Here is a 25959-nt window from a genome sequence, read left to right as displayed (position 1 = left end):
GCCCGCCAGGTCAAGGGCAGTTGTTTACAACCAGCAAACTCCGGGTCTCAGCCGAGCGCTGGTGCGATCACCCACAGCACCCGTGCCGGCCAGCTCGGCGACGGGTTGCGCCAGCGGTGCTCGGCGCCGGCGTCGAACGTCAGCGAGTCGCCCGCGGCGAGCCGGTAGGCGTCGCCCGCGACCTCGAGGTCGAGCGTGCCGAGCAGCACGTGCACGAACTCGGCATCGCTGCCGAGCCGGTAGGCGTCCTCCCCGCTGCCGCCGCCCGGCGCGATGTCCGACTGGATCACGACGAGGCGCCGCTCGCCGGCCGGGGTGAGCTGGAACTCGTCGACGCCCGCGCCGCCGAAGCTGATCGGGCTGCGCTCGGCCGCGCGCACGAGCGGCGCGGGGTTCGCGTCGAACAGCTCGCCGACGGGCAGGTCGAGCACCTCGCAGAGCCGCAGCAGCGAGCCGACCGACGGCGACGTCAGGCCGCGCTCGACCTGCGACAGGAACCCCTTCGTCAGCTCGACGCGCTCCGCCAGCGCCGACAGCGTCAGCTCCTGACGCTGACGCGCCGCGCGCAGCCGCTCGCCGATCTGCTCCGGGGTCATGCGCGGACCCTAGCTGGCCGTGCGGGGCGGCGTCCGTTCAGTGCCAGCGACGGTCCACACCGGTCGGGTTGGGTCCTTCCACCGGCCCGATGAACTCCTCCATGATCCCTCGCAGCCGCTCGACCCGCGCGCGGTCGAGCATGAACTCGCGGAAGCCGCTCGGGTCGGTGTTGGGATAGTCGGCGATCGGTCGCCAAGCGGGGATCTCGACGTCCCGGCGGGCAGGCCACTGCGCCGACGCGCGCTGGGTCGGCTCGCTGAGACGGAAGCTCATGTACAGCTCCGCCGCCGCCGGGTGCGGCGCAGCTTCGAGGATCGCGCCGGCCTGGAACCACGCCTGGAAGAAGTCCTCGTGCGGCAGCAGGAACCGCATCGGGTCCCCGGCGGGCGGGTTGAGGTAGTAGAAGGACGTGAACGTCGCGGCCGCCTCGCCCGCGCCGATCACCGCCAGCGGCGTCGCCGTGCCACGGACCCAGCGCGGGTTCTGCTCCAGCAGCCGCTCCAGCCAGCCCCAGCCGTGCTTGCCTTAGAGTCGCTGGAGTCGCTGCTCGGAGGTCATGCCCGCTCCTCTCGTGCTACGTCGTCTTGATCAGCCCGCCGTCGATCACGTAGTTGGCGCCGGTGACGTTGCCGAGGCGGTCGGAGGCGAGCAGCACGATCAGCGCGGCGACCTCCTCCGGCGTCGTGAAGCGGCCGGTCGCGAAGCCGCCGATGCTCGCGACGACGCGTTCGCGCGCGGTCGCGGCGTCGACGCCGGTCGCCTGCGCGACCGTCTCCGCGACGCCGTGCTCGCCGAGCCACAGGTCGGTGCCGACCGGCCCCGGCGAGACGCAGTTGACGCGCACGCCGCGCGGCCCGAACTCCTGCGCCAGCGACTTGCTGAGGTTGACGAGCGCGGCCTTCGCGGCGCCGTAGTCGATCGTGCCGGCGTCGGGCTGAAAGAAGGCGTTGACCGACGCGGTGTTGACGATCGCACCGCCGCCGCCGTCGAGCATGTGCGGCAGCACCGCGCGCGTCGCCCGCAGCGCGGCGAAGAAGTTCATCTCCAGCGCCCACGCGAACTCCTCGTCGGGCGTGCCGAGGAAGCCGTCGAGCCGCAGGCGCACGCCGCCGACGTTGTTGACGAGCACGTCGACGCGGCCGTGGGCCCTGATCGCCCGCTCGACGAGCTGCGCGGGACCGTCCGGCGCGACGAGGTCGAGCGCGACCGCGGTCACGCCGTCGATCCCCTCCAGGCTGCCGATCGTGCGGGCGCCGGCGACGACGTGCGCCCCCTCGTCGGCGAACGCTCGCACCGTCGCCAGCCCGATGCCCCTGCTGGCACCGGTCACGACCGCCACCCTGTCCGCCAGTTCGAGGTCCATCGGCCGACCCTACTCCTCGGCCGTCACCTCGCCAAACGTTCCGGCGCGAGGTCGACCTCGCCCTCCCAGTTGGAGCCGTCGGCGCCGCGCACGCGCACGCGCGGTGCGTACGGGCGGTCCGGGTCGACGCTCGCGACGACGGCCTCGCGGCCGTCGGCGAGCACGATCTCGTGGCCGACCGGGTACGGCATCACCAGCGCGCGGAAGGTCTCGACGACGACGGGGTCGAACGCCGTGCCGGCGCCGTCGAGCACGACCTCGACGCCGACGCGCGGCGGCTGCGCCGGCTTGTACGGGCGCTCGGAGCGGACCGCGTCGTAGACGTCGGCGACCGCGGCGATCCGCGCCAGCTCGGCGATCCCGGTGCCGGCGAGGCCGCGCGGGTAGCCGGCGCCGTCCCAGCGCTCGTGGTGGAAGCGGACGACCGAGATCGCGAGCATCGACGTCGTCGTGTGGCTCAGCATCGCGGCGCCCAGCTCGGGGTGCTGGCGCACCAGCTCCCACTCCGCCGCGTCGAGCTTGCCGGGCTTGTCGAGCACCTCGCGCGGGATCGCCAGCTTGCCGATGTCGTGCACGAGCAGCCCGAAGCCGAGCTGCGTCATCCGCTGCGGGATGCCGTCGAAGCGCTGCTCGCCGCGGTGGTCGGTCCAGCCGTGGCGCTGCCAGTGGCGCGCGGCTATCAGCAGGCCGAGCGTCGTGACGCGGACCGAGTGCTCGTGCGTGTACGCGTCCGCGTTGCGCATCTCCGACAGCGCGAAGACGGCCTCCGGCAGCGCGGAGATCTCCTGCGCGATCGCGCCGGCGACGTCGCGCAGCCGTTCGACGTCGGGGCCGGGCAGGTGCTGACCGGAGGCGAGCGCGTCGCGCGCGCTGTCGAGCGTCGCCATCACGTCGCGCTCGGCCGCCTCGCGCGTCTCCTCCGTCAGCGCCTCCAGCGGCTCGATCCCGTCGCCCAGCTCGTCGTCGACCCAGACCGCCGCGACCCCGAGCGAGACCAGCCGCGCGCAGGCCGACGCGGTCAGCGTCGCGCCCTGCAGCAGCAGCGGCGCGGTGCCGACCGGACCGACGCGCACGTCCCGCGCGACGACCGTGCCGGCCTGCAGGTGTCGGGACGAGACGAGGCGCACCCGCGCATTCTCGCAGCGAGACGAGTTTGGGCATGGCTAAAACATAAGTTGCCGCTCCATAAAGAATGTGTCAGTGTTCGCCTCATGACGAAGATGTCGCGACGGCAGTTCTTCTGCAGCACCGCGGTGGCCGCGAGCACCGGCGGGCTGCTCGGCGGGCGCGAGCTGGCCCAGGCGCAGACCCACGACGCCCACGGCGGCGGCGGCGCGGGAGGCGGCGCGGCAGGCGCGGCGGCGGGCGGCGCGGCCGTCCACGGCGGCGGCGTCAACGGGCCGACCTTCCGCAGAGGCTCCGTCGTCGACCACGTCGCCAACGGCTTCGACCCGACCGACGTGCTGCGCGACTTCGACTGGGGCAGAACGCGGCGGCTGGCGAGCGGGCGCGTGCTGCGCGAGTGGGAGGTGTTCGCCGGCGACAAGGAGATCGAGGTCGCCCCCGGCGTGACGTTCCCGGCGTGGGTCTTCAACGGCCGCGTCCCAGGGCCGACGCTGCGCTGCCGCGAGGGCGAGCTGCTGCGCGTGCGCTTCGTCAACGGCTCGCGCCACCCGCACACGATGCACTTCCACGGCGTCCACCCGTCCGCGATGGACGGCGTCCCGGGCCAGGGCGCGGGGGTGATCCCCTCCGGCGGCTCGACCACCTACGAGTTCGAGGCCGAGCCGTTCGGCCTGCACCTCTACCACTGCCACGTCAGCCCGCTCGCCGAGCACATCGCGCGCGGGCTCTACGGCACCTTCATCGTCGACCCGAGAGACGGGCGCCCGGACGCCGACGAGCTGGTGATGGTGCAGCACGGCTACAACACGACGTTCGACGGCGAGGGCAACCAGCTCTACGCCGTCAACGGGATCCCCTTTCACTACATGCACGAGCCGGTCCGCGTCAGACGCGGCGAGCTGATCCGCATCTACCTCGTCAACGCGCTCGAGTACGACCCGATCAACACGTTCCACCTGCACGGCAACTTCTTCCACTACTTCCCGACCGGGACGAGCCTCCAGCCGATCGAGTTCACCGACACGGTGATGCAGGCGCAGGCGCAGCGCGGGATCTGCGAGCTGCGCTTCCCGAACGCCGGCGCGTTCATGTTCCACGCGCACAAGACCGAGTTCGCCGAGCTCGGGTGGATGGGGATGTTCGAGGTCTCGTGATGGCGACCGGCGCCAGCACCGAGCCACCCCCGCGCGAGACCCGCCGCCGCGCGCCGACGTGGCTGCTCGCGGGCGGTGCGCTCGCGATCGTCGTCGCGGCGCTGCTGACGCTCGCGCTCGTCGGCGGCGACACGCTGCCCGAGCGGACCGGCCCGCCCGTCGAGGAGCTGGCGGTCGAGCGCACGCAGCTGCGCCCCGGGACGATCGAGCTGACCGTCCGCAACGTCGGCCCCGACGCCGTCAGCGTGGCGCAGGCGTTCGTCAACGACGCCTACGTCGACGTCCGCTCCGGCGCGGCGTCGGTCGGCCGCCTCGCGCGCACGACGCTCGTGCTCGACTACCCGTGGCAGGAGGGCCAGCCGTACCTCGTCTCACTGCTGACCTCGACCGGCGCCGTGATCGAGCACGAGATCCCGGTCGCCGTCGAGACGCCCGCCGCCGACGGCGACTTCTTCGCGCTGATGGTGCTGCTCGGCACCTACGTCGGCGTCATCCCGATCGTGCTCGGGATGCTCTTCCTGCCCGCGCTGCAGCGTGCGTCCGGCCGCTGGATCCGCGCGCTGCTCGCGCTCACCGTCGGGCTGCTCGCGTTCCTCGCGCTCGACGGGACGCTCGAAGGGCTCGACCTCGCCGCCGGCTCCTCCGGCGCCTTCGGCGGCGCGGAGCTGGTCTTCCTCGGGATCGCGCTCGCCTACCTCGCGCTCGCCGCGCTCGACAGCTGGCTGGGCGCGCGCGTCGCGCGCGCCACGGGCGCGCACGCGGGCGAAAGTGGCGGCGCACTCGACGGCGCGACCGCGCCCAGCCCGACCCGCCTCGCGCTGATGATCGCGATCGGGATCGGGCTGCACAACCTCGGCGAAGGGCTCGCGATCGGCTCCGCCTACGCCGTCGGCGAGCTGGCGCTCGGCGCCTTCCTCGTCGTCGGCTTCGCGCTCCACAACACGACCGAGGGGATCGCGATCGTCGCGCCGCTGGCGAACCAGCCGGCGCGGCCGCTGCGACTGCTCGGCCTCGGCCTCGTCGCCGGCGCGCCCGCGATCGTGGGCGCGCTGATCGGCGCCTCGGTCGACAACGCCGAGCTGTCCGCGTTCCTGCTCGGCGTCGGCGTCGGCGCGATCGTGCGCGTGATCGTCCAGATCGCACCGTCGCTGCGCGACCGCGCCGGCCGTCTGCTCGACCCGACGACCGTCGGCGGGATCGCCGCCGGGGCGCTCGCGCTCTACCTCACCGGCCTGCTCGTCAGCGTCTGAGCTCGCCCGTTCGCGCGCTCGCGCCTGGACGGTTGTCCGAGCGCGCCCCGCACTCCGGAAATTAAACAACCAGAACACTGGAAAACTTGTTTCCGGTCAGCTAGGTTCGCCCGTGGGAAGGCGCCGGAGCATTCGCGGCATCGGCGCGCTCTTGGACGGAGCGCGATTTCACGGGGCGATGGGTGTTGACGACGGCGGCCGCTGCACGCCATGACGCGGGTCCTCTACTGGAACATCAACAACTTCAGCCTCAACAAGATCTACGACACGTCGTCGGCCGCGAGACGCCAGAGATCGCGTGAGCGCAGAACCCACATCCTGACGGTCGTGGCGCAGAACCCGCCTGACATCTTCGTCGTCGGCGAGGTCTACGACCGCACCCCAGAGGTCGGCTTCCAGGGGATCCCCGTCAACCAGACCAGAAGAGTCGGCGTCGCCTGCCTGCGGCTGCTCGCGAAGATCCGCAGAAGACTCGGCCCGGCGTGGTGCCTGGTGCCGCCGCTGAAGGTCGGCAACTACGGCAGACGCGAGTCGGTCGCGGTCTTCTACAACTCCGCCACGCTCAGATTCACCGGGCCGTGGGCGTGGTGCCTGCCGCCGCTCGGGCTCAACCAGTCGACCGACCCGGCGACACTCGCCTCCGGCCAGCTCAGAAGCTACGCCGCCGCCTGGAGAGCGGGCCTGCCGGTGCCCGGCACGCCGTTCAACGCCGGCTTCACCGACGGCCTCAGACCGGTGCAGGAGTGGCAGGGCGCGGCGCAGTGGGCGTTCAGAGACAGATACGGCGGGGTGATCAACTTCCCGACCGTCGACGACCGCGCCCCTTACCACGTGACGTTCCTCGACGGTGCGGGACGCACGGTGAAGATCTACGCGATCCACACCTCCCCCGCGAGCGCCCCGGTGGCCGTCGGGGCGCTGAGCGCGATCCCCGGGATCGCGGCACCGGCCGCGAACGAGGTGACGGTCGTGATCGGCGACTTCAACGTCGACTCGTTCGGCTTCTTCGTCGCCGCCTACAACGGCCTCAGAGCGGCCGGCTACGAGATGGCGCTCGACCCGAACTTCGCGGGCGGCCCCAGAGCGGTGCGCGAGCCGTACTGCATGACGCACCTGATCAAGCCGGATCTGGCGCTGCCGTACACCGACAACGGCGTCCCGAGAGACCCGACCCACAACGTCTACCCGCGGCTGGGCTACATGGGCGGGACCGCGATCGGCGGCAGAAGAGCGACCGACGTCGGCGCGATCGACAACGCGTTCATAAGATACGTCCTGCCTGCGAGAAGACCGGCGAGATTCGACACGACCGTCGTCAACACCGTCGTCGGCACGCCGTACACGGGGATCAGACCGCCGGCCGCCGCCGCCAACCTGACGCTCAACCTCGCCAATCCGACGACGTTGCCCAACCCGGTCGGGGTCGGCTACGTCCCGCCCGGCGGCGGCGTGATCGGGCCGATGGCGAGACTGTTCCAGACCTGGCCGGAGTTCGGCGTGATCTACAGCACGAGCGACCACCTCGCGGTGTTGGTGGACGTATGAGCCTCGCCGACCTGCAGGCGGTGCTCCAGCGCCAGGTCGACGCGAGCAGAAGGATCGTCGTCTCGGCGCAGACGCTCGCGGACGCGAGACTGCGACCGCGCGACGGGCTCGACGCGATCCTCACGAGAGCGCTCGTGACGGCCGCGCCGCCCGAGATCGCGTTCAGCGGCACCGTCCCGCCGCCCGGCGTGACGACGCTCGCACTGACCGGCGCCGGCGACTTCGCCGGCGTCAGAGGCGCGTCGGTCGCGGTCACGTTCACCGAGCAGGCCGACGGCGAGGTCGACGCGCGGCTCGTCGTGGCGCTCGGCGCGAGCTGGAGATTCGGCACCTTCTTCAGACTGCTCGCGGGCAGAATGCTGGAGGCGATGCCGCTCGCCGGCGCCGCCTACGCCGTCACGAGCGCCCTCAGAGACGCGTTCCCATGGAAGGGCGGCAGCGTCCCGCTCGATCGCGGCGCCGCGGTCGCCGGCACGGTCACGCTCGACGGCCCGCTCGGGATCGTCGCCGGGCTGCTGCAGGGCGCCTCCTCCAACGCGAGAGCCGACCTGATCGGCCCGGTCGACCCGTCCGCGCTCGACAGACCCGACGACGGCACGCCGCTGCTGCGGCTCGACGCCGAGCTGGCGTTCGGCGTCGCGATCCCCCACTTCACGCTGTCGAGACCGCGCGTCACGCTCGACACGGTCGTCGAGGAGGGGTTCGACCCCTACCCGCAGCTCGCGTTCGCGACGACGCTGTCGATCGACGGCAGACCGTACGGTGACTTCGTCTCCTCGATCCCGGTCGAGCAGGATCCCAGCGTCAGCCTCGCCTGGGTGCCGGACAGAGGCGCGCCGCTCTCCCCCGCGACGATCGTGAGACTGCTGTGCGGCGCGGACTTCGTGAACGCGATCCCGCCGCCGCTGATGTCCGTCTTCAGCGCGGTCACGCTGCAGGGGCTGTTCGCCGACGTCGAGGTCGGCAGAACGCTCTCGCTCACGAGTGTCGGCGCGACGATCGGCTCCTCCGGCCCGTTCGGCTGGGCCGACCTCAGCCTCGAGTCGCTGACGATGGGCGTCTCGGTGCTCGACCCGCTCGGCGACGCGCTGATGCTCTACACGTTCACGGGCGTCGTCAGATTCTTCCCGAGAGTGTTCGAAGGCGAGTTCTCGGTCGCCGTCGACTACGCGCCGGCGGACAGATCGCTCGACGTCGCCGCCGGCTTCAACGGCACCGTCAGCTTCAACAGAGTCGTCTCCGGCCTCTCGAACGGACGGCTCGAGCTGCCGCGAGAGTGGCTGTCGCTCGACTTCGAGGACTTCGGCGTCGCGTTCGTCAAGACCGGTGCCGAGAGAGTCGAATACTCGCTGTACGGCGCCGCCAGAGCCGGTTTCCCGCTGCCGTTCCTCGCCACGCACGTCGACAGCACGTTCCAGGGAACGGTCGACTCCGCGACGCAGACGTACAAGCTCGTCGGCGGGCTCAGAGTCGCGAACTCGTTCTTCGGCGGCGAGGCGAACATCGTCAGAGGCGACGTGACGCTGCTGGCGGAGTGGCGCGCGCTGCAGGAGGACTACCTCAACCTCAGAGACGCGATCGTCGCGCTCGCGCTGCCGGCGCCGGACATACCGAGAGCGTTCGACCTCGGGCTCGCCTCCGCGAGACTGACCTACGCCGTCCAGCAGAGCGTGCTCGCGCTGGAGGCCAGCTCGGTCAACTACGGCGACGCGCTGTTCGTCGCGCTCAAGAGCGGCGAGCTGTGGCGCTACCTCGGCGGCGTCCAGGTCAACCGCAGACTCGACCTCGCGAACCTGCCGCTGATCGACCACATCCTGCCGTCGGACACGACGCTCGCGGTCGAGGGGATCCAGGCGCTGATGTACACCGCGCTCGACGAAGCGGCGCAGAGATCGATCGCCAGATACGTGCAGGGCCCGTACAAGCCGGAGGTCCCGCTCGCGGACAGCCTCGGAGCGCGGCTGGCGCTGACGCTCGACGTCGCCGGCAGCAGACTGCCGTTCGCGCTCTCGGTCGGCGGCAGAAGACCGAGCGGTCAGCTCGCGACCCCCGGCCTGCTCGCCGTCGCCGGCAACGGCGCCGGTGCCGAGCCGTCCGACGGGACCGTCTGGTTCAACATCCAGCAGGCGTTCGGGCCGGTCTCGTTCGACAAGGTCGGCGTCCGCTACGCCGACGGCGTGCTGTGGTTCCTGATGAACGCGTCGGTCTCCGGCGGCGGCCTGACGATCGCCGTCTTCGGGCTCGGGATGGGCTCGCCGCTGACCGACTTCAGACCCGAGTTCACGATCAGAGGGCTCGGGCTGACGTTCGAGCGCGACCCGGTCGCGATCAGCGGCGCGCTCGTCGGGTCGCTCAGACCGCTCGACTTCGCCGGCCTGCTGTCGCTCAAGGTCAGAGAGATCCAGGTCGGCGCGATCGGCGCCTACAGCGAGGTCGAGAACCACCCGTCGTTCTTCCTCTACGCGGTCCTCAACGCGCCGCTCGGCGGCCCGCCCGCGTTCTTCGTCACCGGCCTCGCGGCCGGCTTCGGATTCAACCGCCGGCTCGTGCTGCCGACCGTCGACAAGGTCGACAGATTCCCGTTCGTGCAGTGGGCCGTCGGCGCCGGCAACCCGCCGTCGTCGAACCCGAGAGACATCGGCGCCGAGGTCACGAGAGTCGTCGGCGAGCTGTCCAGCGGCGGCTTCGTCGCGCCGTCGCTGGGCCAGAACTGGCTCGCGCTCGGCGTCCGCTTCAGATCGTTCGAGCTGCTCGACACGTTCGCGCTGCTGACGCTCGCGTTCGGGACCGAGGTCGAGATAGCGCTGCTCGGCCTCTCGACCGTGCAGCTGCCGCCGAGACCGCTGCCGCCGGTCGCACAGGCGCAGCTGGCGCTGATCGCCTCGTTCTCGCCCAGAAGCGGGCTGCTCGCGGTCAGCGGGCAGCTGACGTCGAAGTCGTGGGTGCTGTCCGAGAGAGCGCGGCTGACCGGCGGCTTCGCCTTCTGGACGTGGTTCTCGGGCGACCACGAGGGCGACTTCGTCGTCACGCTCGGCGGCTACTCGCCGAGATACCAGCCGCCGGCGCACTATCCGCAGGTGCCGCGCCTCGGGCTCGACTGGAAGGTCACCGACGAGCTGCAGATCACCGGCAACCTCTACTTCGCGCTGACGTCGAGCGCGGTGATGGCGGGCGGCGGCATGAGCGCCGTCTGGCAGAGCGGATCGGTGCGCGCCTGGTTCGTCGTGCAGGCCGACTTCCTGCTCGTCTTCCAGCCGTTCCACTACTACATCTCCGCGGGCGTCCAGCTCGGCTGCTCGGTGCGCGTCAACCTGCTCTTCACGCACGTCACGATCAGCGCCCACCTCGGCGTCGGGCTCGAGATCTGGGGGCCGGAGTTCGCCGGCAAGGCGATAGTCGACCTCTCGATCGTCTCGTTCACGATCCGCTTCGGCGCCGGCGACAAGGACACGAGCACGAGAATCGAGTGGGACCAGTTCGTCGAGCGGCTGCTGCCCGACACCGGCGCGAGACCGAGAGCGAGAGCGGTCGGCGAGCTGGAGGCCGTCAGAGCGCCGCCCGCGATCGTGCAGATCCAGGTCGCCGACGGCCTGCTGCAGCAGCTCGGCGAGAGAGAGGGCGAGCTGAACTGGGTCGTCAACGGCGCGAAGCTGAAGCTCACGACGCAGACGGCGATCCCGGCCAAGAGACTCGAGTACAGCGCGAACATCGCCGCCCCGCCCGGCCTCGCGACGACGCCGAACACGAACTTCGGGATCGGCCCGACCGCCACCGCCAGCGACAGATTCGCCTCCACCCACGCTGTCACGATCGAAAGCGACGAGGACGCGCGCTTCGCCGCGACGCCGCTGCTGCGCAACATCCCGAAGGCGCTGTGGGAGAGACGCAGATTCGACCGCAACGGCGTGCCGCTCGACGTCGACCCGGTGAGAGGGACGACGATCGACGACGTCGCGGTCGGCTGCACGCTCACCGGCGTCGGCCCCGACCCCGAGCACACGCTGCCGATCCCGCTCAGATACCTCGACTACACGACCGCGCCGCAGGTCGAGCCGCTCGTCTTCAGCAACCCGAGCGCGCCGTCCGGCGATCCGTTCAGAGACGAGACGGTCTGGGGCACGGTCGACGTCGCGCCCGCGCGCGCCAACCGCCCGCTGCTCGCGGCCGCCGCGGCCGCCGCCGGGATGGAGGTGCCGAGCGCGCTCGACGTGCGCGAGCTGACCAGCCGCACGACCGCCGGCTTGCAGGCGTCGCCGCGGCTGCGCCTGCTGGGAGAGCAGCGATGAGCGAGCGCGAGGTCGAGTTCGTCCAGTACGACGTGCCGCCGCTGCGCTCGGGCACGTACACGGTCAGAGTCGAGCAGACCGTCAACCAGGCGGCGCCGAACCACTTCCCGATCACGCGCCAGTTCGCCGTCGCCGGCGAGCGCTTCGCGCTCGACCCCGCCGACGTCGCCGCCGTCTTCCCGCCCGACCTCGCCAACGGCGAGTACAGCGGCGCGCTGCCGCACGTCGTGCTGACGCACCCGACGCTGCCGTGGGAGCGCACGTCGGTGGCGGGCGACACCGCCGCGCCGTGGCTCGCCGTGCTGCTGTTCGACGACGCCGACGTGCCCGAGCAGAGAACCCGCACGGCCGCCGACCTGATCAGACTCGACGAGCCGATCACGGTCCGCGGGTCGAGAGCGACCGGCCTCGGCAGACTGCCGTCCGGGACGCTCTCCTACCCCGGCATCAACCCGCTCGACTACGGCGAGAGACCGGACCAGGAGTGCACGACGATCGACCTCTCGGCCGACCTCTTCAGCCGCGTCGCGCCGAGCGCCCGCGACCTCCCCTACCTCGCGCACATCCGCAGAAGCGACACGCTCGACGTCGAGGACACCGCGGCGGCGATCGTCGACCGCGCGCTCGTGCTCGGCAACCGCGTGCCGCAGGACGACGCGCGTGCCCACGCGATGCTCGTCTCGCTCGAGCACCTCGGGCCGCTGCTGCCCGCCGACGATGGCACCAAGAGCGCCGCGTTCGGCGACGCGAGAGCGATCCGGCTGACCGTCCTGCGCGCCTGGAGCTTCACCGCCACGACGATGGGTGAGACGTTCCTCGGCCTGCTGGAGCAACTCAACGCGCCGCCGGAGGACCGCGCCAGACGCGTCTCCGCGCTGCGGCTGCCGTACCGCGAGGGCGCCGCGCCGAGACCGGCCGCGGTCGCCGCCGCGATGGCGGCGCAGGCCGACGGCACGCTCGACGCGGGCGGCGCGCGCGTGCTCGTCGACAACGCGATCGGGATGGGCTACGTCGCGCTCGGCGAGCACCTGCGCTTCGCCGGCGAGACGGTCTCCTGGTACCGCGGTCCGCTGACGCCGTTCCGCGTCGCGACCGGCGTCAGAGCGCCGATCTCGTGCCCCGACGAGGCCAACCGCTACAACCCGCAGACGGGCATGTTCGACGTCTCCTACGCCGCCGCCTGGCAGCTCGGACAGCTGCTCGCGCTGCAGAGCAGCGAGTACGCGATCGCGCTCTACAACTGGCGCCGCAGAATCCGCACGGCGCGGGCGATCGCGGAGGAGCAGGCGCTGATCGGCAGGCTGCTCGGCGACGCGCTGCCGAGCGTGACGCGCCGGCGCGAAGAGCACCTGCTCGCGGCCGGCGACCCTGACGAGCCGCCGAGACTCGTGACCGACTGGCTCGCCGCACTGCGGCTTCTCAACGGCGTCCCGTTCAACTACCTCGTCGCCGACGAGCAGATGCTGCCGCCGGAGTCGCTGCGGGCGTTCCACGTCGACCGCTCGTGGCTCGTCGCTCTGCTCGACGGCGCCTGCTCGATCGGCCGCGCGAGCACCGGCGAGCAGAGACTCGACCTGCTCGCCGCGCCGGTCGCGCTCGACCGCTCGATCGCGGCCGCGCGCGGCCTGCGGCCGAACCCGCGGCCGGCGAGCAACCACGTCAACGCGAACAACGAGATGACGGGATTCCTGCTCCGCTCGCAGGTCGTCTCGGGCTGGTCGAGCCTCGGCGTCTGCGGCTACGAGGACGCCGAGATGACGGTCGAAGTGCCGAAGCTGCGGATGGCGCGGCTCTCCGGCGACGTGCTGCTGTGCCTGTTCGACGGCACCGTCGCGGCGGTCGCGATCCACGAGCCGCCCGAGCAGCTGCACTGCGGGGTCGAGGGCAGACCCGGCCACTTCACGACGACGCTGCGCGACGTGACCGGCAGAACGCCCGGCCGGCAGCTGAGAGACCCGCAGACGAGAGGGTGGGCGACCGCGCCGGTGCCCGCGCGCGCCGACCTGCGGACGCTGCGCGTCGCCGCCGCGGCCGACACCGTCAGAGAGGCGCTCAACGACCGCTTCAGACAGGGCATCAGAACGTTCACGTCGGCCGAGCTGGCGCTCGAGCTGGTCAAGGGGGTGGTCCGCGTTGAGTTCGCCGACGTCTGATCCCGCGCCGCTCGGGCTCGTCGTCCCCGTCGACGTCGTGGCGCTGTGCGTCGGCGTCGAGGACGCCGACAGAGCGACCGGCTCGTTCGCGGGCGCGACGGCCGTCTACACCAGACAGGTCACGAGAGCGCGCGAGGCATTCCTCGGCGCGAACGTCGCGCGCGGCTACGGCGAGGTCCCGTGGCAGCAGCTGGGGACGGGCGTCCACCTCCACTGGGCGCTGCCGGACGGTCTCACGCACGCGGCCGTCACCGACGGCGCGCTCGACTTCCCCGCCGCACCGAACCGCTGGCTCGTGACGCGGCTCGCGCTCGACGGCACCGAGGCGCGCTCGCGCAGCTGGCTTGTCGAGAGCGACGTGGTGCTGAGCGCGAGACCGTCAGGCCAGGCGCCGGTGACGGTCCCGACCGGCGACAGAGCCGGCCGCGCCAACGCCCGCCCCGGCGTCCGCGGCAGACTCGGCGCCAGCGGCGACTTCGGCTACCTCGGCCGCTGGCACGCGCTCGACGACGCCTGGACGCCCGCGTCGGTCAGACCGGCGCCGTCGCTGCGCGAGGTCGCCGGCACCGAGCTGACCGCCGTCGCCAACGGCGAGGTCGGCTTCGCCGCCTACTACCCGGCGTGCTCCAGCGTCTTCGGCTTCCACGACACGCTCGCCGACCTCGGCCCGCTCGGCAGACCGGCGCAGATCGCCTACGCCGTCGTCGGCTGGTACGACGACCCGAGACTCGACCCGGTCCAGCCGGGCGCGACCGCCGCGAGACTGACCGAGCGCTACGGCTGGACCTACGACGGCGACGGCAGCCCGTCATTCAGCCTCTGCAGCGGCAGCGTCGAGGGGATCGCGTGGGACCCGAGAACGCGCTACGTGCTCGGCCGGCAGGTGCGCGAGCCGCTGAGAGCCGAGGCCGCGCTCGGCAACACGCCGGCAGAGGCGCTCGCCGCCTACTTCACCGCCCGCGACCACCCCGGCACGCCGCTGTTCGAGTCGCTGCTGACCGGCTTCCAGCTCGGCCTGCTCGACGCCTTCGCCCAACCGCGGCCCGACCAGCTGACCGCGCTCGCGGAGGCGCTCCACGACGCCGAGTACGCGCAGGCGACGACCGCGGTCGTGCACGAGATCGTCCCGCTCGACCCGGATGCGCCGGCCGTCGAGCTGACGCCCGCGCTCGCCGACGAGCTGAACCTGCTCAACGAGCTGAGCGAGCAGCACGCGCAGTGCAGCGCGCACGCGCAGTGGCTGCGCTGGCAGCTGTTCGCCGACTGGTACCGCATCTTCGAGGTCGACAGAGCGCGCCGCAACGAGGCGTACATGATCGCCTACGAGCGCTACGGCGCCTGGGAGCCGCTGGAGGCGGAGTGCGCCGAGCTGGCCAGACGCGTCGCCGCGCAGCTGGCGCTCGTGCAGGGCCGGCTGGCGCCCGGCATGAGACTCGACGAGTCCCCGGTCGAGCGCTTCCAGCAGCCGAGCGACCCGGTCGTGCTGCTGACCGGCGAGGGCCTGGAGCTGCCGCCGCGCCACGGCGGCGACGGCCGCTTCGACGACGAGCAGGTGCTCGTCTGCCGCACGAGCGACCGGCTGCTGAGCGCCGAGACGGTCCGCGGCAGAGCGATCGACGCGAGCCGCTTCACCGCCGTCCGCGCCCCCGCGGGGCTGCCGCGCGCGGAGCTGGCGACGACGCTGCTGCGCGAGGCGTGCCTGCTCGACACGCGGCTCGCGGCGGCGATCGCGGGCGGCGAGGAGCGGGCGCTGCGGACCGCGCTCGAGCGCGCGCTCGCCGGCGAGCAGCAGGACGTCTGGACGTTCACCGGCGCGCCGCCGTCGCCCGTCGAGGTCAACTGGTTCGAGCCGGGCGTCTGGCTGCCGCTGTTCGCGAGCTGGAGAGCGCAGTGGCTGCCGCTGCATCAGACCGACGTGCGGGGCAGAGCGGTCGACTACCCGCCCACGTTCTTCGCCGACAACTTCACGCTCGACCAGGACGCCGGCGGCGCGATCTCCTACGCGCCGGGCAGAAGAGGCGTCCACGTCGACCCCGCGACGGCGAGATTCCCGCAGACCTACCGCGCCGACGCGACGCTGTCGCCGACCGCGCCGGAGACGCTCGCGAGACTGCTGAAGGCGTACCTCGACACGCACACCGACCCGACGCTCTCGGAGGTGCTGAGACAGCTGCGCGCGGCCGAGTTCGTGACGGCGCCGCTGAGCGGCTTCACGAACCTGCTGACGATGCGCCGCCAGAGCCTCCAGCTCGACGTCGCCGTCCCGGCCGGCAGCACCTACGAGGACTTCACGACCGAGGTCAACCCGGTCGTCGCCCACGCGAACACCGTCGGCCCCGACTTCAACGGCGACTTCAACCCGCTGCGCGCCGGCTGGCTGAAGCTGTCGCTGGAGCTGGTCGACGCCTACGGGCAGAAGCGCGCGGTCGAGATCCCGGAGCTGGCCGTCGCCGACGCGATGCGGACCGTCGTCGACGACAGACCGGTCCCGTCGGTCGCCTGGCTGCCGCCGCGGATCGCGCAGCGCAACCGGCTGCTGTTCCGCTGGCTCGGCGCCGACACCGCCCGCCGCGAGCAGACGACGAACCCGCCGGCGACCTCGCCGGTCTGCGGCTGGCTCGTGCCCGACCACCTCGACGGGAGCCTCTTCCTCTACGACGCGGGCGGGCGCGCGCTCGGGACGCTGTTCCTCGTCCACGACGCCGGCGGCCCCGCCGTCGACTGGATGTCGGCGCCCGGCGACGAGCGCGCGATCGACCAGCCGATCGAGGTCGCGCTGGAGCTGGCCGACCCGCATCTGCGGGCGCTCGCGCTCGCGCTCGCCGGCTCCACCAGAGCGTTCTTCACCGCCTTCTGGAGAGCGCTCGACACGGTCGCCTCCAACGTCGACCCGACCCCGATCGCGACCGACACCGGCCTCGTCGCGCTCGTCGGGCGGCCGATCGCGCTCGCGCAGGCGGCCCTGCGGCTGGAGGTCGAAGGGCGCCCGCTGCGCGACCTCGGCTGGGACGCGATGTCCGACAGAGACACCGACGACGGTCTCACCGACGTCGAGCTGCCGGTCGTGCTCGGCAACCTCAGACGGCTCGCCGACGGCCTGATCGGCTACTTCAAGCAGTCCGGCGAGGAGTACGACCTCGCGACGTTCTACTCCCAGGGCGCCGCCACGGGCGCGAGCAGAGGCGTCGTGCCGCCGCGACAGGAGACACTGTCGCTGCGCGTGACGCCGACGCTCGACAGCGAGGACGACCGCACCGAGCGGGTCCTGATGCTGCTCGACCCGCGCGGCGCCGTCCACGCGACGACCGGCTACCTGCCGACCGCGTCGCTGGCGCTCGCGCCCGACCAGGTCAACGGCGCGCTCAGCACGCTCGACCTGTCGTTCTTCACCGCGCCGGTGCTGCGCGGCGACGGCGGGCTGGCGCTGCCGATCCCGCAGGAGCCGGGCTTCCAGACCTCCTGGGTCGAGCAGGTGCGGCTCGACGACGACGTGCGCGCGTGGTCGGTCACGCCGGAGATCGACCAGCCGGCCGGCAGAGCGGTCTGGTCGTACACGCCGCAGCAGATCACCGAGGGGTGGCTGCGGCTCAACCCCGTGCTGCTGAGCTTCGACCTGCTCGACGCCGAGGAGAAGCCGATCGTCGTCGCCGGCAGAGCGAACGCGCTGACGCTGCACGTCGTCAACCGCAGCCGCCGGCCGATCGCGTTCGACGCGGGCGCGCCGGTCCCGGAGGGCACGACGCCCGCCGGCTCGGTCTTCTACGTCCACTCCGGCCGCCTCGTCGCGGAGGCGGACGTGCCGCGGGTCGCCTTCAGCGCGCCGGGCTGGACGTTCCAGTGCTTCGACAGCCCGCGCTACGGCGCCTACTGGGCGGCGGCGCCGGCCGCCCGCGTCGCGCTCGCGCCCGACCGCGGGCTGGAGATCGCGGTGACGAACCTCGTCGTCGCCGCCGACGCGACGGAGGGCCGCGTCTTCTTCGACTACTACGCGATCGACGGCCTCAACGACGGCATCTTCGCCGACGCGCTCGCCGTGCAGACCACCGCAGTGAGGAGCCACCGATGACCAGCTCGTTCCCACAGTTCACGATCGCGCTCGGCAACCCGGACGCGCCCAACACGATCTGGATCACGGCCGACCCCGGCCTCAACAGACTCGTGCTCTCGATCGAGGCGAACGTCGAGACGAGATTCGCCGCTGCCAGACCGGTCCCGTACGGCCAGGCGAGAGGCGCGACCGGCTCGCTGCTCTACCTCGACCTGACCGAGCTGGCGCTCAGCGACGCCGAGTTCGACGCGATCACCGTCCGCGGCGACGGCTGGGACTCGCTCTCCACGAGAGCGGACCGCCGCATCTGCCTCGCCCCCGGCGCCGACTTCACGCAGAGAGCGGCGGCGAAGATCGAGCTGCACATCGACCACGTCGCGCTCGCGAGACCGCCAGCCGGCAGAAGCGTCGACCTGACGCTCGCGTCGTTCCGCGTCGCCGGCGTCACGAGAGGCAACCTCGCGGTCCAGACGCTGTTCCCGGTCGTGCTGCAGCTGCCGCCCGACGGCGGCGGCGACCTCCACGAGGTGATCGCGCTGGCGGTCGCGCAGCCGATCCTGATCGGGTCCAACGACAGATTCCCGGCAGTCGCCAACACGCTCTCGCTCGAGCTGGGCCCCGGCACCAGACCGCGAGAGGTGAGAGCGACCGAGGAGACGGCGTTCACGCTCACGTTCGTCTACGCCGACGCGTGGCCCGGCTACGGCGCCGTCTGCACGCGCAGAGAGGCCGCCGACATCAGAGTCCTGCGCGGGCAGGGCGCCGCCAGATGGACGATCACCCGCGGCGGCTCGCAGCAGAGCCCGTCGTGGCTGCTGCAGCCCGAGCCCGGCACGCCGATCCTCGGGGAGACCGGGCTCGTCGAGCTGCGCGTCGAGGACCTCGTCACGACGCTCGCGGGCGGCCCGACGCTGATGGTCGTCAGCTACAGCGGCGTCCCCGGGTACCAAGCGGGCGCGTACGCGGTGACGCTGCGCAAGGTCCCGCACGTGCAGATCACGTCGATCGCGGCCTCCCCGGATCCGGTCGTGCTGCACGACGGCTCCGCCGAGGTGACGATCAGCTGGACCGTCGAGGACGCCGGCGGGCTGACGCTGATGCCGGGCTACCACGACGTCAGAGACAGAAGATCGTTCAGAGCGACGATCCGCGAGACGACGCACTTCAACCTGATCGCGACAGGGATCGAACGCGCCAGCTCGGGCAACCAGGCGTCGGCACCGGTGACCGCGACCGTGCTGCCGGTGATCGACGACTTCAGCGCGCAGCCGTTCGCGATCTACGCGGAGGAGTTCCCGCTGATCTGCCAGCTCGCATGGAACGTCAACACGCGCGGCCAGGTCGAGCTCGTCAGCAGCACCGCCGGCCCCGATCCCAACCGCTACGCGCCGCAGACGCAGATCGGCCGCTCGATCGAGCGCCCGCAGATGCTGACGCTGATGCCGGCCGAGACGCCGCAGGACCTCGTCGTCCGCCGCAGCCTCGTGCTGTCGGCGTTCTCGCCGCTCTACGCCGCCCACCCGGCCGCGAGCCCGACGACCGACGTCGCGTTCGCGCCGGCCGCCAGCTTCGCCGTCGCCGCGAACGCCGCCGCCGGCACGGTGACCGCGCTCGACACGGTCGTCTACAAGCCGCTCGGCTCGCCGGTGGCGACGGGCAGAAGACCGGTCGCGCTCGCCTTCACGCGCGACGGGACGAAGCTGGCCGTCGCCAACGCCGGCGACGGCACCGTCAGCGTGCTGGCGGTGACCGCCGGCAGCGGCTGGCCGCCGTACTCGCTGGCGGTCGCGCAGACGATCACCGTCGGCGGGACGCCGCGCGCGGTCGCGCTCTCGCCCGACGACAGATACCTCTACGTCGTGACCGCCGCCGACGACGGCGCCGGCACGCTCGTCGTGCTCGTGCGCGCCGGCTCCGGCGAATACGGCAGACCGGCGACGCTCGCGGTCGGCAGAGACCCGCGCGCGGTCGCCGTCACGCCGAGCGGCGCGCAGCTGTTCGTCCCCAACGCCGGCGACGACACCGTCACCGTGATAGGCGTCGTCAGCAGCAGCGGCAGACACCAGCGCGTCTACGAGCTGAGAGGCTTCGACAGAAGACCGGTCAGCGCGGCCGTGACCGGGGACGAGCGCGTCGTGCTCGTCGTCTGCGAGGGCAGCGGGATCGTCTACGCGTTCGACGCCGAGTACCCCGACCTCGCCGAGCGGCGGGAGCTGGAGGTCGGCGGCGCTCCGTGCGAGGTCGCGCTCGTGCCGGGCGGCGGCTACGCGCTCGTCGCCAACGCGGGCGGCAGCGACGCGCTCGCGCTGCTCGGGCTCGGCGGCTCCGCGCGCAGCTGCCGCCTGCTCGCGAGACGGATCGGCAGAGGCCGCCGCGCCACCGGCGTCGCCGTCTCACCGGACGCGGGCGTCGCGCTCGTGACCGAGCAGGGCGCCGCCGACGTCGGCCTCCTCACGCTGGCGAACTACACGCAGCGGACGCAGCCGGTCGAGGTCGGCGCGCAGACGACCGACGTCGCCGTCACGCCCGACTCGAAGCAGGCGCTCGTGTGGCACAACGCGCTCACCAGATTCGACGGCGGGACGCCGTCGACCGGGTACTACGTCTACGAGCTGGCGTCGCAGACGGTCACGCAGCAGTCCGAGGGGACGCCGGTGATCGCGATCGCGCCGTCGCCGCGCATCGCCGACAGAGCGGCGTACGTGATCGCGAGAGGAACGGCCCGCGTCGACGTCGTCTCGACGACCGAGCACACGTCGCTGTTCTCGATCGACGTCTCCAGACAGACGAGCGGGACGCCGCGCGCGATCGCCGTCTCCGCCGACGCGCGTACGCTGTTCGTGCTGACCGCCGACGCCCAGCGCCGCCACGCGCTGCTGCCGTACGCCGTCGACGTCGCCAGAAGAACGGCGAGACCGGCCGGCGTCGTCGAGCTGTTCACGACGGCGGGCAGCTCCGGCGCGTTCGCGCTCGCGAGCCCGGACGGGGCGACGGCGTGGGCGATCAGCTCGATCGACAGAAAGCTGTGGATCGTCACGCGCCAGAGAGACGGCAGCTACCAGCGCGACCCGGTCCCGCTGGCGCTCCCCGGCTCCGTCGGGTCGGCGGCGGCGAGCCCCGACGGCACGCGCGTCTTCGTGCTCGGCAAGAGCGGCACGCGCAACACGATCACGGCTGTCGAGACGGTCGCAAGCACGCTGCGGACGGTCACGCTGCCGTCGGTCGGCTCGATCGCGCTCAACGCCCTGACCGTCTCGCCCGACGGCACGCGCCTGTTCGCGACCGACGGGGTCCAGTCCGGGATCCGCGTCTTCGACGCCGACTCGCTGCGGCTGGTCCAGACGATCTCGTGGGACGGCGCCGTCGTGCTGCCGTACGGCGTCGCCGTCACGCCGACCGGGACGCAGGTGCTGTCGGCCAACGTCGGCGACGGCGACGGGCCCGGAACGCTCGCGATAGCTCCGCAGGTGCAGCCGTCCGCGCTGGAGGACCTGCCGGTCGACCCCGACGTCATCGAACTCGAGGAGGTTCACGCCGATGCCTGACCCGTACAGAGGACTGTTCCTGCGCCACTACCTCGGCGACCAGCCCGACAGAAGATCGTCCCTGGCCTGGACCGACTCGCCGGACATCATCGCCAACGGAACGCGGCCGGCCGAGGACCCGACGATATTCACGACGAGAGCCAGCTACGACAGAGAGCAGGCCAACACCGTCCAGGTCAGACAGCTGAACTACGTCTACGTCCGCGGGCTGAACACGACGGCCGGCAAGCTCGACGCACGGCTGTGGCTCTACTACGCGAGCTCCAACGCGGTCATATGGCCGCAGGACTGGAGACAGGGCGGGATCTTCATCAACGACCCCGAGCAGCCGCAGAACTGGGTCGAGATCACCGACCTCGACCCGGGCGCGATAGGCGTCTCGACGCCCGTCTTCCACTGGCAGGCGGACGCGCCCAACGCGGGCGCGCACTTCTGCATGATCGCGTTCGCCGAGAACCCGCCGCTCAGCTACCCGCCGAGATCGCCCAAGCCGGTCGGCTCGATGGGCACGTGGGAGGAGCTGGCCGAGTACGTCCGCTCGCATCCGAACATGGCGTGGCGCAACACGATCGACGTCTCCAGCGCCGGCCCGACGTGGACGGTGACCGAGCCGATCGAGGGCGCCAGAGAGGGCGGCGAGTTCAACATCGGGGTCAAGTTCAAGGACATGCCGACCGACGGCTTCTTCGCGTTCAGCGTCCCCGGCTACGACGCCGGCTCGACGCTCGTGGTGCCGGACCCGCCCGACCAGAAGGTCAGAATCCCCAAGTCGGGGACGAGCATCATGCTGACGCTGACCTGGAGAAGAGGCTTCAGATCGAGCATATCCGTCAGCTACTGGCAGGGCGCGACGAGACCGCCGAAGGGCGCGAACATCATGCCGATCATCGGCGTCGAGGAGGAGACGCTGCGCAGCGCGCCCGCCGACGGGCACCGTCCGGCGGTCGAGCTGGACCTCTACGAATCGAACAAGCGCGGCGCCAGATTCAAGGCGACGCGGATGCAGGTCGTCGGCTCGATCCCGTTCCAGTACTGATGGCGCCGAACTGGGAGCAGACGATACCCGTCGCCGGACCGCCGGACACGCTGCGGTTCGGGATCGGCGTGCAGATGCGCAACATGCCGACGGACGGCTGGTTCGCGTTCAACGTCCCCGGCTACGACGCCGAGAGCACGATCATCTTCCCGCCGCCGCCGAACGCCAGAAGCCCCGTCTACCGGCCGGACCTGGCGGTGCTCGTGATGGTCACGTGGAGAGCGGGCTTCGTGTCGAGCATGACGATGCGCTGGTGGCAGGGCGCGACGGCGCCGCCGCCCGATGCGACGATCACGCCGGTGATCGCGGTCCCCGCCGCGGACGGCGTCCTCTTCGACACGTTCCCGAACTCGACGTTCGACGAGCCGTGGGAAGCGGTCAGAATGCGCCCGGACGTTCTGGTGACGCGGACGTTCTAGGCGGGCGCCAGCGAGACCGGGATGCCGTTGAGGACGGCGTTGCCGGAGACCGGGTCGACCTCCAGCTCGTCGGCGAGCACGTTCGAGTTCGCGCCCCCGTGGGCGGAGGCGACGCGCCAGCCGACGCCGTCGACGCCGTGGCCCCAGCCGTGCGGGATCGAGACGACGCCCGGCATGATCGCGTCGTCGACCTCGACCGGCAGCTCGATCGCGCCGACGCGCGAGCGCACGCGCGCCGGCGCCCCGTCGGTCAGGCCGAGCCGCGCCGCGTCGTCGGGGTGGACCAGGACGGTGCAGCGCTCCGGGCCGCGCACGAGCAGCGGCAGGTTGTGCATCCACGAGTTGTTCGAGCGCAGGTCGCGCCGGCCGATCAGCACCATCGCCCCGTCCTCCGCGCGCGCGTCGAGCGCGGCGTGCAGCCGCGCGACGTCGGCGACCAGCTGCGGCGGCGTCAGCTCGATCCGCCCGCTCGCGGTCCGCAGCGCGTCCGGCAGCCGCGGCTCCAGCGCGCCGAAGTCGATCCCGTGCGGCGCCGCCTCCAGCGCCGCCAGCGAGAGGCCGTCCGGGTCGCGCCCGAAGCCCTCGCCGTACGGCCCTGTGCGCAGCAGCGCGTCGAGCAGCCGCTCGGGACCGCGGCGCGGCGCCAGCGCCGCCAGCAGCTCGGCCGGGTCGCGCCCGGCGACCGGCGAGCCGGCCGTCGCGGTCTCCCGCCGCAGCACGTCGAGCGCGACGAAGTCGTCGATCGCGTCGACGTCCGCGCCGGCTCCCTGGCCGACGGCGATCCCCACCAGCCGCAGCAGCGTCCGCCACTCGTCCTGCATGCCGTCGCCGATCGGCAGCACCGCGGGCGAGTAATTGGCGACGTTGCGGATCGCGAAGCCGTACAGCGCGAGGTCGTAGTGCGCGCGCTCCAGCGGCGAGGGCGCCGGCAGGATCACGTCGGCGTGCCGGCTCGTCTCGGTCACGTAGAGGTCGACGCTGACCATGAAGTCGAGCGCGGCGAGCGCGCCGTCGAGCCGGCCGGCGTTCGGCGTCGAGACGACGGGGTTGCCGGCGAGCGTGATCAACGCGCGCACCTGGCCGTCGCCCGGCGTCTCGATCTCCTCCGCGAGACAGGCGACGGGCAGCTCGCCGAAGACCTCCCCCAGCCCGCGCACGCGGCTGCTCCAGCGGCCGGTCCGCGCGCCGCGCCCGCGCCCCGGCTCGCCGCGCGAGTTCGAGCCCCCGATCGCCGGCAGCGGGAACATCGCGCCGCCCGCGCGGTCGAGGTTGCCCGTCAGCACGTTGAGCACGTCGACCAGCCACGAGGCGGTCGTCCCGAACGTCTGCGTCGTCGTCCCCATCCGCCCGTAGACGACGGCACGCTCGGCTGCCCCCAGATCGCGCGCGAGGCGCCGGATCGTCGGCGCTGGGATGCCCGTCGCCGCCGCGACCCGCTCCGGCGCGAACGGCGCGGCGAGCGCGCGCAGCTCACCGAGGCCGTCGCAGAGCGGCTCCAGCCGCCCCGGCGCGACCAGCTGCTCCTCGAACAGGACCGCGACCATCGCGATCAGCAGCAGCGCGTCGGTCCCCGGCCGGATCGGCACGTGCTCGTCGGCAGCGCGCGCGGTGCGCGAGCGGCGCGGGTCGACGACGACGACCTTCCCGCCGCGCGCCTGGATCGCCTGCAGCCGGCCGCGCACGTCCGGCGCGGTCATCAGCGAGCCGTTGGACGCGAGCGGGTTGGCGCCGAGCACGAGCAGGTGGTCGGTGCGGTCGAGGTCGGGGACGGCGACGGTCGTCGCGGTTCCGAACATCAGCGCCGAGGCGAGCTGCTTGGGGTACTGGTCGACCGTGCTCGCCGAGTAGACGTTTCTGCTGCCGAGGCCCTTCGCGAGCGCGCGGCCGTACAGCAGCGCGGACATGTTGTGGGCGCTCGGGTTGCCGATGTAGAGCGCGACCGCGTCGGCGCCGCCGCGCGCTCTGACGCCTTCGAGGCCGGCCGCGACGAGCGCGAACGCCTCCTCCCAGGAGCACGGCTCGAAGCTCCCGTTCGCCGTCCTGCGGAGCGGCGTCCGCAGCCGGTCGGGATCGTCGTGCAGCTGCTTGATCGAGACGCCCTTCGGGCACAGGAAGCCGCGCGAGAAGACGTCGTCGGCGTCGCCGCGCACGCGCTCCACCGCGCCGCTCTCGTCAAGCGTCAGCTCGAGGCCACAGGTGGCCTCGCACAAGGGACAGGTCCGGTACGCCGTGACCGACACGGGGCGAGCCTACACCCGTGCCGGCCGCAGCGCACCGGTTTGTCACAGGACGGCGATCAGCAGTGAGGCGGCCGACTCCTGCCGGGCGATGTCGGTGGTGTCGAACGGCCCGTCCCAGTCGAGGCCGTACTGGTCGGCGTCGTTGCGCGCGTGGTCGTAGGCCGATCTCGCCTGCGCGCGCAGCCAGCCGCGGTACGGGTGGCCGGGCAGCAGGTCGTCCAGCTCGGCGAGGTTGCGGGCGAAGATGCCCTTGAACGCCGGCTGGTCCCAGTTGCAGGTCCCCTCCCACTCGCACGGCTCGGTCAGGATCCCGTTCGGGTTCAGCTGCGGGCTGCGCAGGACCGCGTCGGCGATCTTGCGCGCGTCGGCCAGCAGGCGCCGGTCGCCGGTCGCTCTGTACAGCTCCGCGAGGCCGCCGAGGATCACGCCCTGGTTGTACGTCCAGGTCGTGCCGCCGTTGTTCTGGCAGCCGCCGTCCTGGGTGTTGAGACCGTCGTTGAACAGGTTGTCGCCGTTCAGCATCCCGCTGCTCTTCAGCCACTCCCACGCCTCGATCGCGCGGGCGCGGTAGACGCGGTCGCCGCGGACGCGGTTGTGCAGCGCGGCCGTCAGCTTGATGTACAGCTCGATGCTGATCGCGTTCTTGTAGGTCCGCTGCGGGATGTCCCACCAGACGCCGCCGCCGCAGACGTCGTCCCAGTAGTCGCGGATGTACTCCTCGTCGATCTTCGCGATCTCGAGGTACTTCGGGTTGCGCGTGACGTCCCACGCGCGCGTCATCGCGAGCGCCCACCAGCCGGTGTCGTCGGTCGAGTCGGCGCGGAACTCGCCGAACATGTACTCCTTGCGCTGGACCTCGATCGTGTTGTCGATCGCCCACCAGTATCTGCGCGAGCCCGTCTGCTTCGTGTAGTCGAGCAGCGCCTGCAGCGCGTTGCCCGACTGCCACCACGGCCGCTCCAGCTGGAAGCGCCCGCTTCTGTGGTCGTAGAAGCCCATCATCGCCTCGACCGCCGCCGTCGCGCGCTCGCGCGCGCCCTGCTGGCCGTGGCCGCCGCCGTGGCCGGGTCCGCCGCCATGGCCACCGCCGCCGTGGCCGCCTCCGTAGGCGCCCGCCGTCTGCGTCCCGGCGCCGAGCGCCAGCACCGTCACCGCGGCCGCGCCGAGCACGGCCGTTCGCACTGCTCTCATCCACCTG

At 72.1% G+C, this 25959-nt stretch carries 15 protein-coding genes; 9 read left to right on the top strand and 6 right to left on the bottom strand.

Annotated features, from left to right (window positions below):
* Positions 1-47 precede the first annotated feature (47 nt).
* The 4 genes from CWOE_RS12855 to CWOE_RS12840 form a co-directional block, all read right to left on the bottom strand.
* The gene (locus tag CWOE_RS12855) at positions 48-596 is read right to left on the bottom strand and encodes a helix-turn-helix domain-containing protein (RefSeq protein WP_012934049.1); all 549 of its coding nucleotides are present in this window, start codon (positions 594-596) and stop codon (positions 48-50) included.
* A gap of 37 nt (positions 597-633) precedes the next feature.
* On the bottom strand, positions 634-1041 hold the full coding sequence (locus CWOE_RS12850; protein WP_049793268.1) for a hypothetical protein: 408 nt from the start codon (positions 1039-1041) through the stop codon (positions 634-636).
* A gap of 130 nt (positions 1042-1171) precedes the next feature.
* Positions 1172-1960, bottom strand: coding sequence for an oxidoreductase (locus tag CWOE_RS12845; RefSeq protein WP_012934048.1), 789 nt, complete (start codon positions 1958-1960; stop codon positions 1172-1174).
* Positions 1961-1983: 23 nt separating this feature from the next.
* Positions 1984-3087, bottom strand: coding sequence for an HD-GYP domain-containing protein (locus tag CWOE_RS12840; RefSeq protein ID WP_012934047.1), 1104 nt, complete (start codon positions 3085-3087; stop codon positions 1984-1986).
* Between the two features lie 84 nt (positions 3088-3171).
* Between CWOE_RS12840 and CWOE_RS12835 the strand changes: the two genes are divergently transcribed.
* The 9 genes from CWOE_RS12835 to CWOE_RS12795 all read left to right on the top strand — a co-directional run bounded on the left by CWOE_RS12835 (position 3172) and on the right by CWOE_RS12795 (position 22521).
* Entirely contained in the window at positions 3172-4239 is a 1068-nt protein-coding gene (locus tag CWOE_RS12835; protein WP_012934046.1) for a multicopper oxidase domain-containing protein, read from the top strand.
* A complete protein-coding gene (locus tag CWOE_RS12830) occupies positions 4239-5489 on the top strand; it encodes a ZIP family metal transporter (protein WP_012934045.1) in 1251 nt (416 codons plus the stop codon). Before CWOE_RS12835 ends, CWOE_RS12830 begins: the two co-directional genes overlap by 1 nt.
* Before the next feature lie 210 nt (positions 5490-5699).
* Positions 5700-7034 carry a hypothetical protein gene (locus tag CWOE_RS12825; RefSeq protein WP_012934044.1) on the top strand — a complete coding sequence of 445 codons (1335 nt, stop codon included), beginning with the start codon at positions 5700-5702 and terminating at the stop codon, positions 7032-7034.
* Positions 7031-11320, top strand: coding sequence for a DUF6603 domain-containing protein (locus CWOE_RS30640; protein ID WP_012934043.1), 4290 nt, complete (start codon positions 7031-7033; stop codon positions 11318-11320). Before CWOE_RS12825 ends, CWOE_RS30640 begins: the two co-directional genes overlap by 4 nt.
* A complete protein-coding gene (locus CWOE_RS12815) occupies positions 11317-13473 on the top strand; it encodes a hypothetical protein (protein ID WP_012934042.1) in 2157 nt (718 codons plus the stop codon). Before CWOE_RS30640 ends, CWOE_RS12815 begins: the two co-directional genes overlap by 4 nt.
* Positions 13454-17539 (top strand): hypothetical protein, encoded by a 4086-nt coding sequence (locus CWOE_RS12810; protein ID WP_012934041.1) that lies wholly within the window; start codon positions 13454-13456, stop codon positions 17537-17539. Before CWOE_RS12815 ends, CWOE_RS12810 begins: the two co-directional genes overlap by 20 nt.
* The gene (locus tag CWOE_RS33470; protein ID WP_012934040.1) at positions 17536-21066 is read left to right on the top strand and encodes a beta-propeller fold lactonase family protein; all 3531 of its coding nucleotides are present in this window, start codon (positions 17536-17538) and stop codon (positions 21064-21066) included. Before CWOE_RS12810 ends, CWOE_RS33470 begins: the two co-directional genes overlap by 4 nt.
* The gene (locus CWOE_RS12800) at positions 21059-22102 is read left to right on the top strand and encodes a hypothetical protein (RefSeq protein WP_012934039.1); all 1044 of its coding nucleotides are present in this window, start codon (positions 21059-21061) and stop codon (positions 22100-22102) included. Before CWOE_RS33470 ends, CWOE_RS12800 begins: the two co-directional genes overlap by 8 nt.
* Positions 22102-22521, top strand: a complete 420-nt coding sequence (locus CWOE_RS12795) for a hypothetical protein (RefSeq protein ID WP_012934038.1) — start codon at positions 22102-22104, stop codon at positions 22519-22521. Before CWOE_RS12800 ends, CWOE_RS12795 begins: the two co-directional genes overlap by 1 nt.
* Here the strand turns inward: CWOE_RS12795 and CWOE_RS12790 are convergent.
* Together CWOE_RS12790 and CWOE_RS12785 are read right to left on the bottom strand one after the other, a co-directional pair.
* The gene (locus CWOE_RS12790; RefSeq protein WP_012934037.1) at positions 22518-24761 is read right to left on the bottom strand and encodes a molybdopterin-dependent oxidoreductase; all 2244 of its coding nucleotides are present in this window, start codon (positions 24759-24761) and stop codon (positions 22518-22520) included. The genes CWOE_RS12795 and CWOE_RS12790 overlap by 4 nt on opposite strands.
* 42 nt (positions 24762-24803) lie before the next feature.
* Positions 24804-25952: a glycoside hydrolase family 76 protein gene (locus tag CWOE_RS12785; protein WP_201447217.1), complete on the bottom strand. Its 1149-nt coding sequence runs from the start codon at positions 25950-25952 to the stop codon at positions 24804-24806.
* Positions 25953-25959 lie beyond the last annotated feature (7 nt).

The organism is Conexibacter woesei DSM 14684, from assembly GCF_000025265.1.
In the GTDB taxonomy this organism is placed as follows: domain Bacteria; phylum Actinomycetota; class Thermoleophilia; order Solirubrobacterales; family Solirubrobacteraceae; genus Conexibacter; species Conexibacter woesei.
The sequence above is the reverse complement of the archived record's forward strand: the minus strand, read 5'-3'. Positions and strand labels throughout refer to the sequence as shown.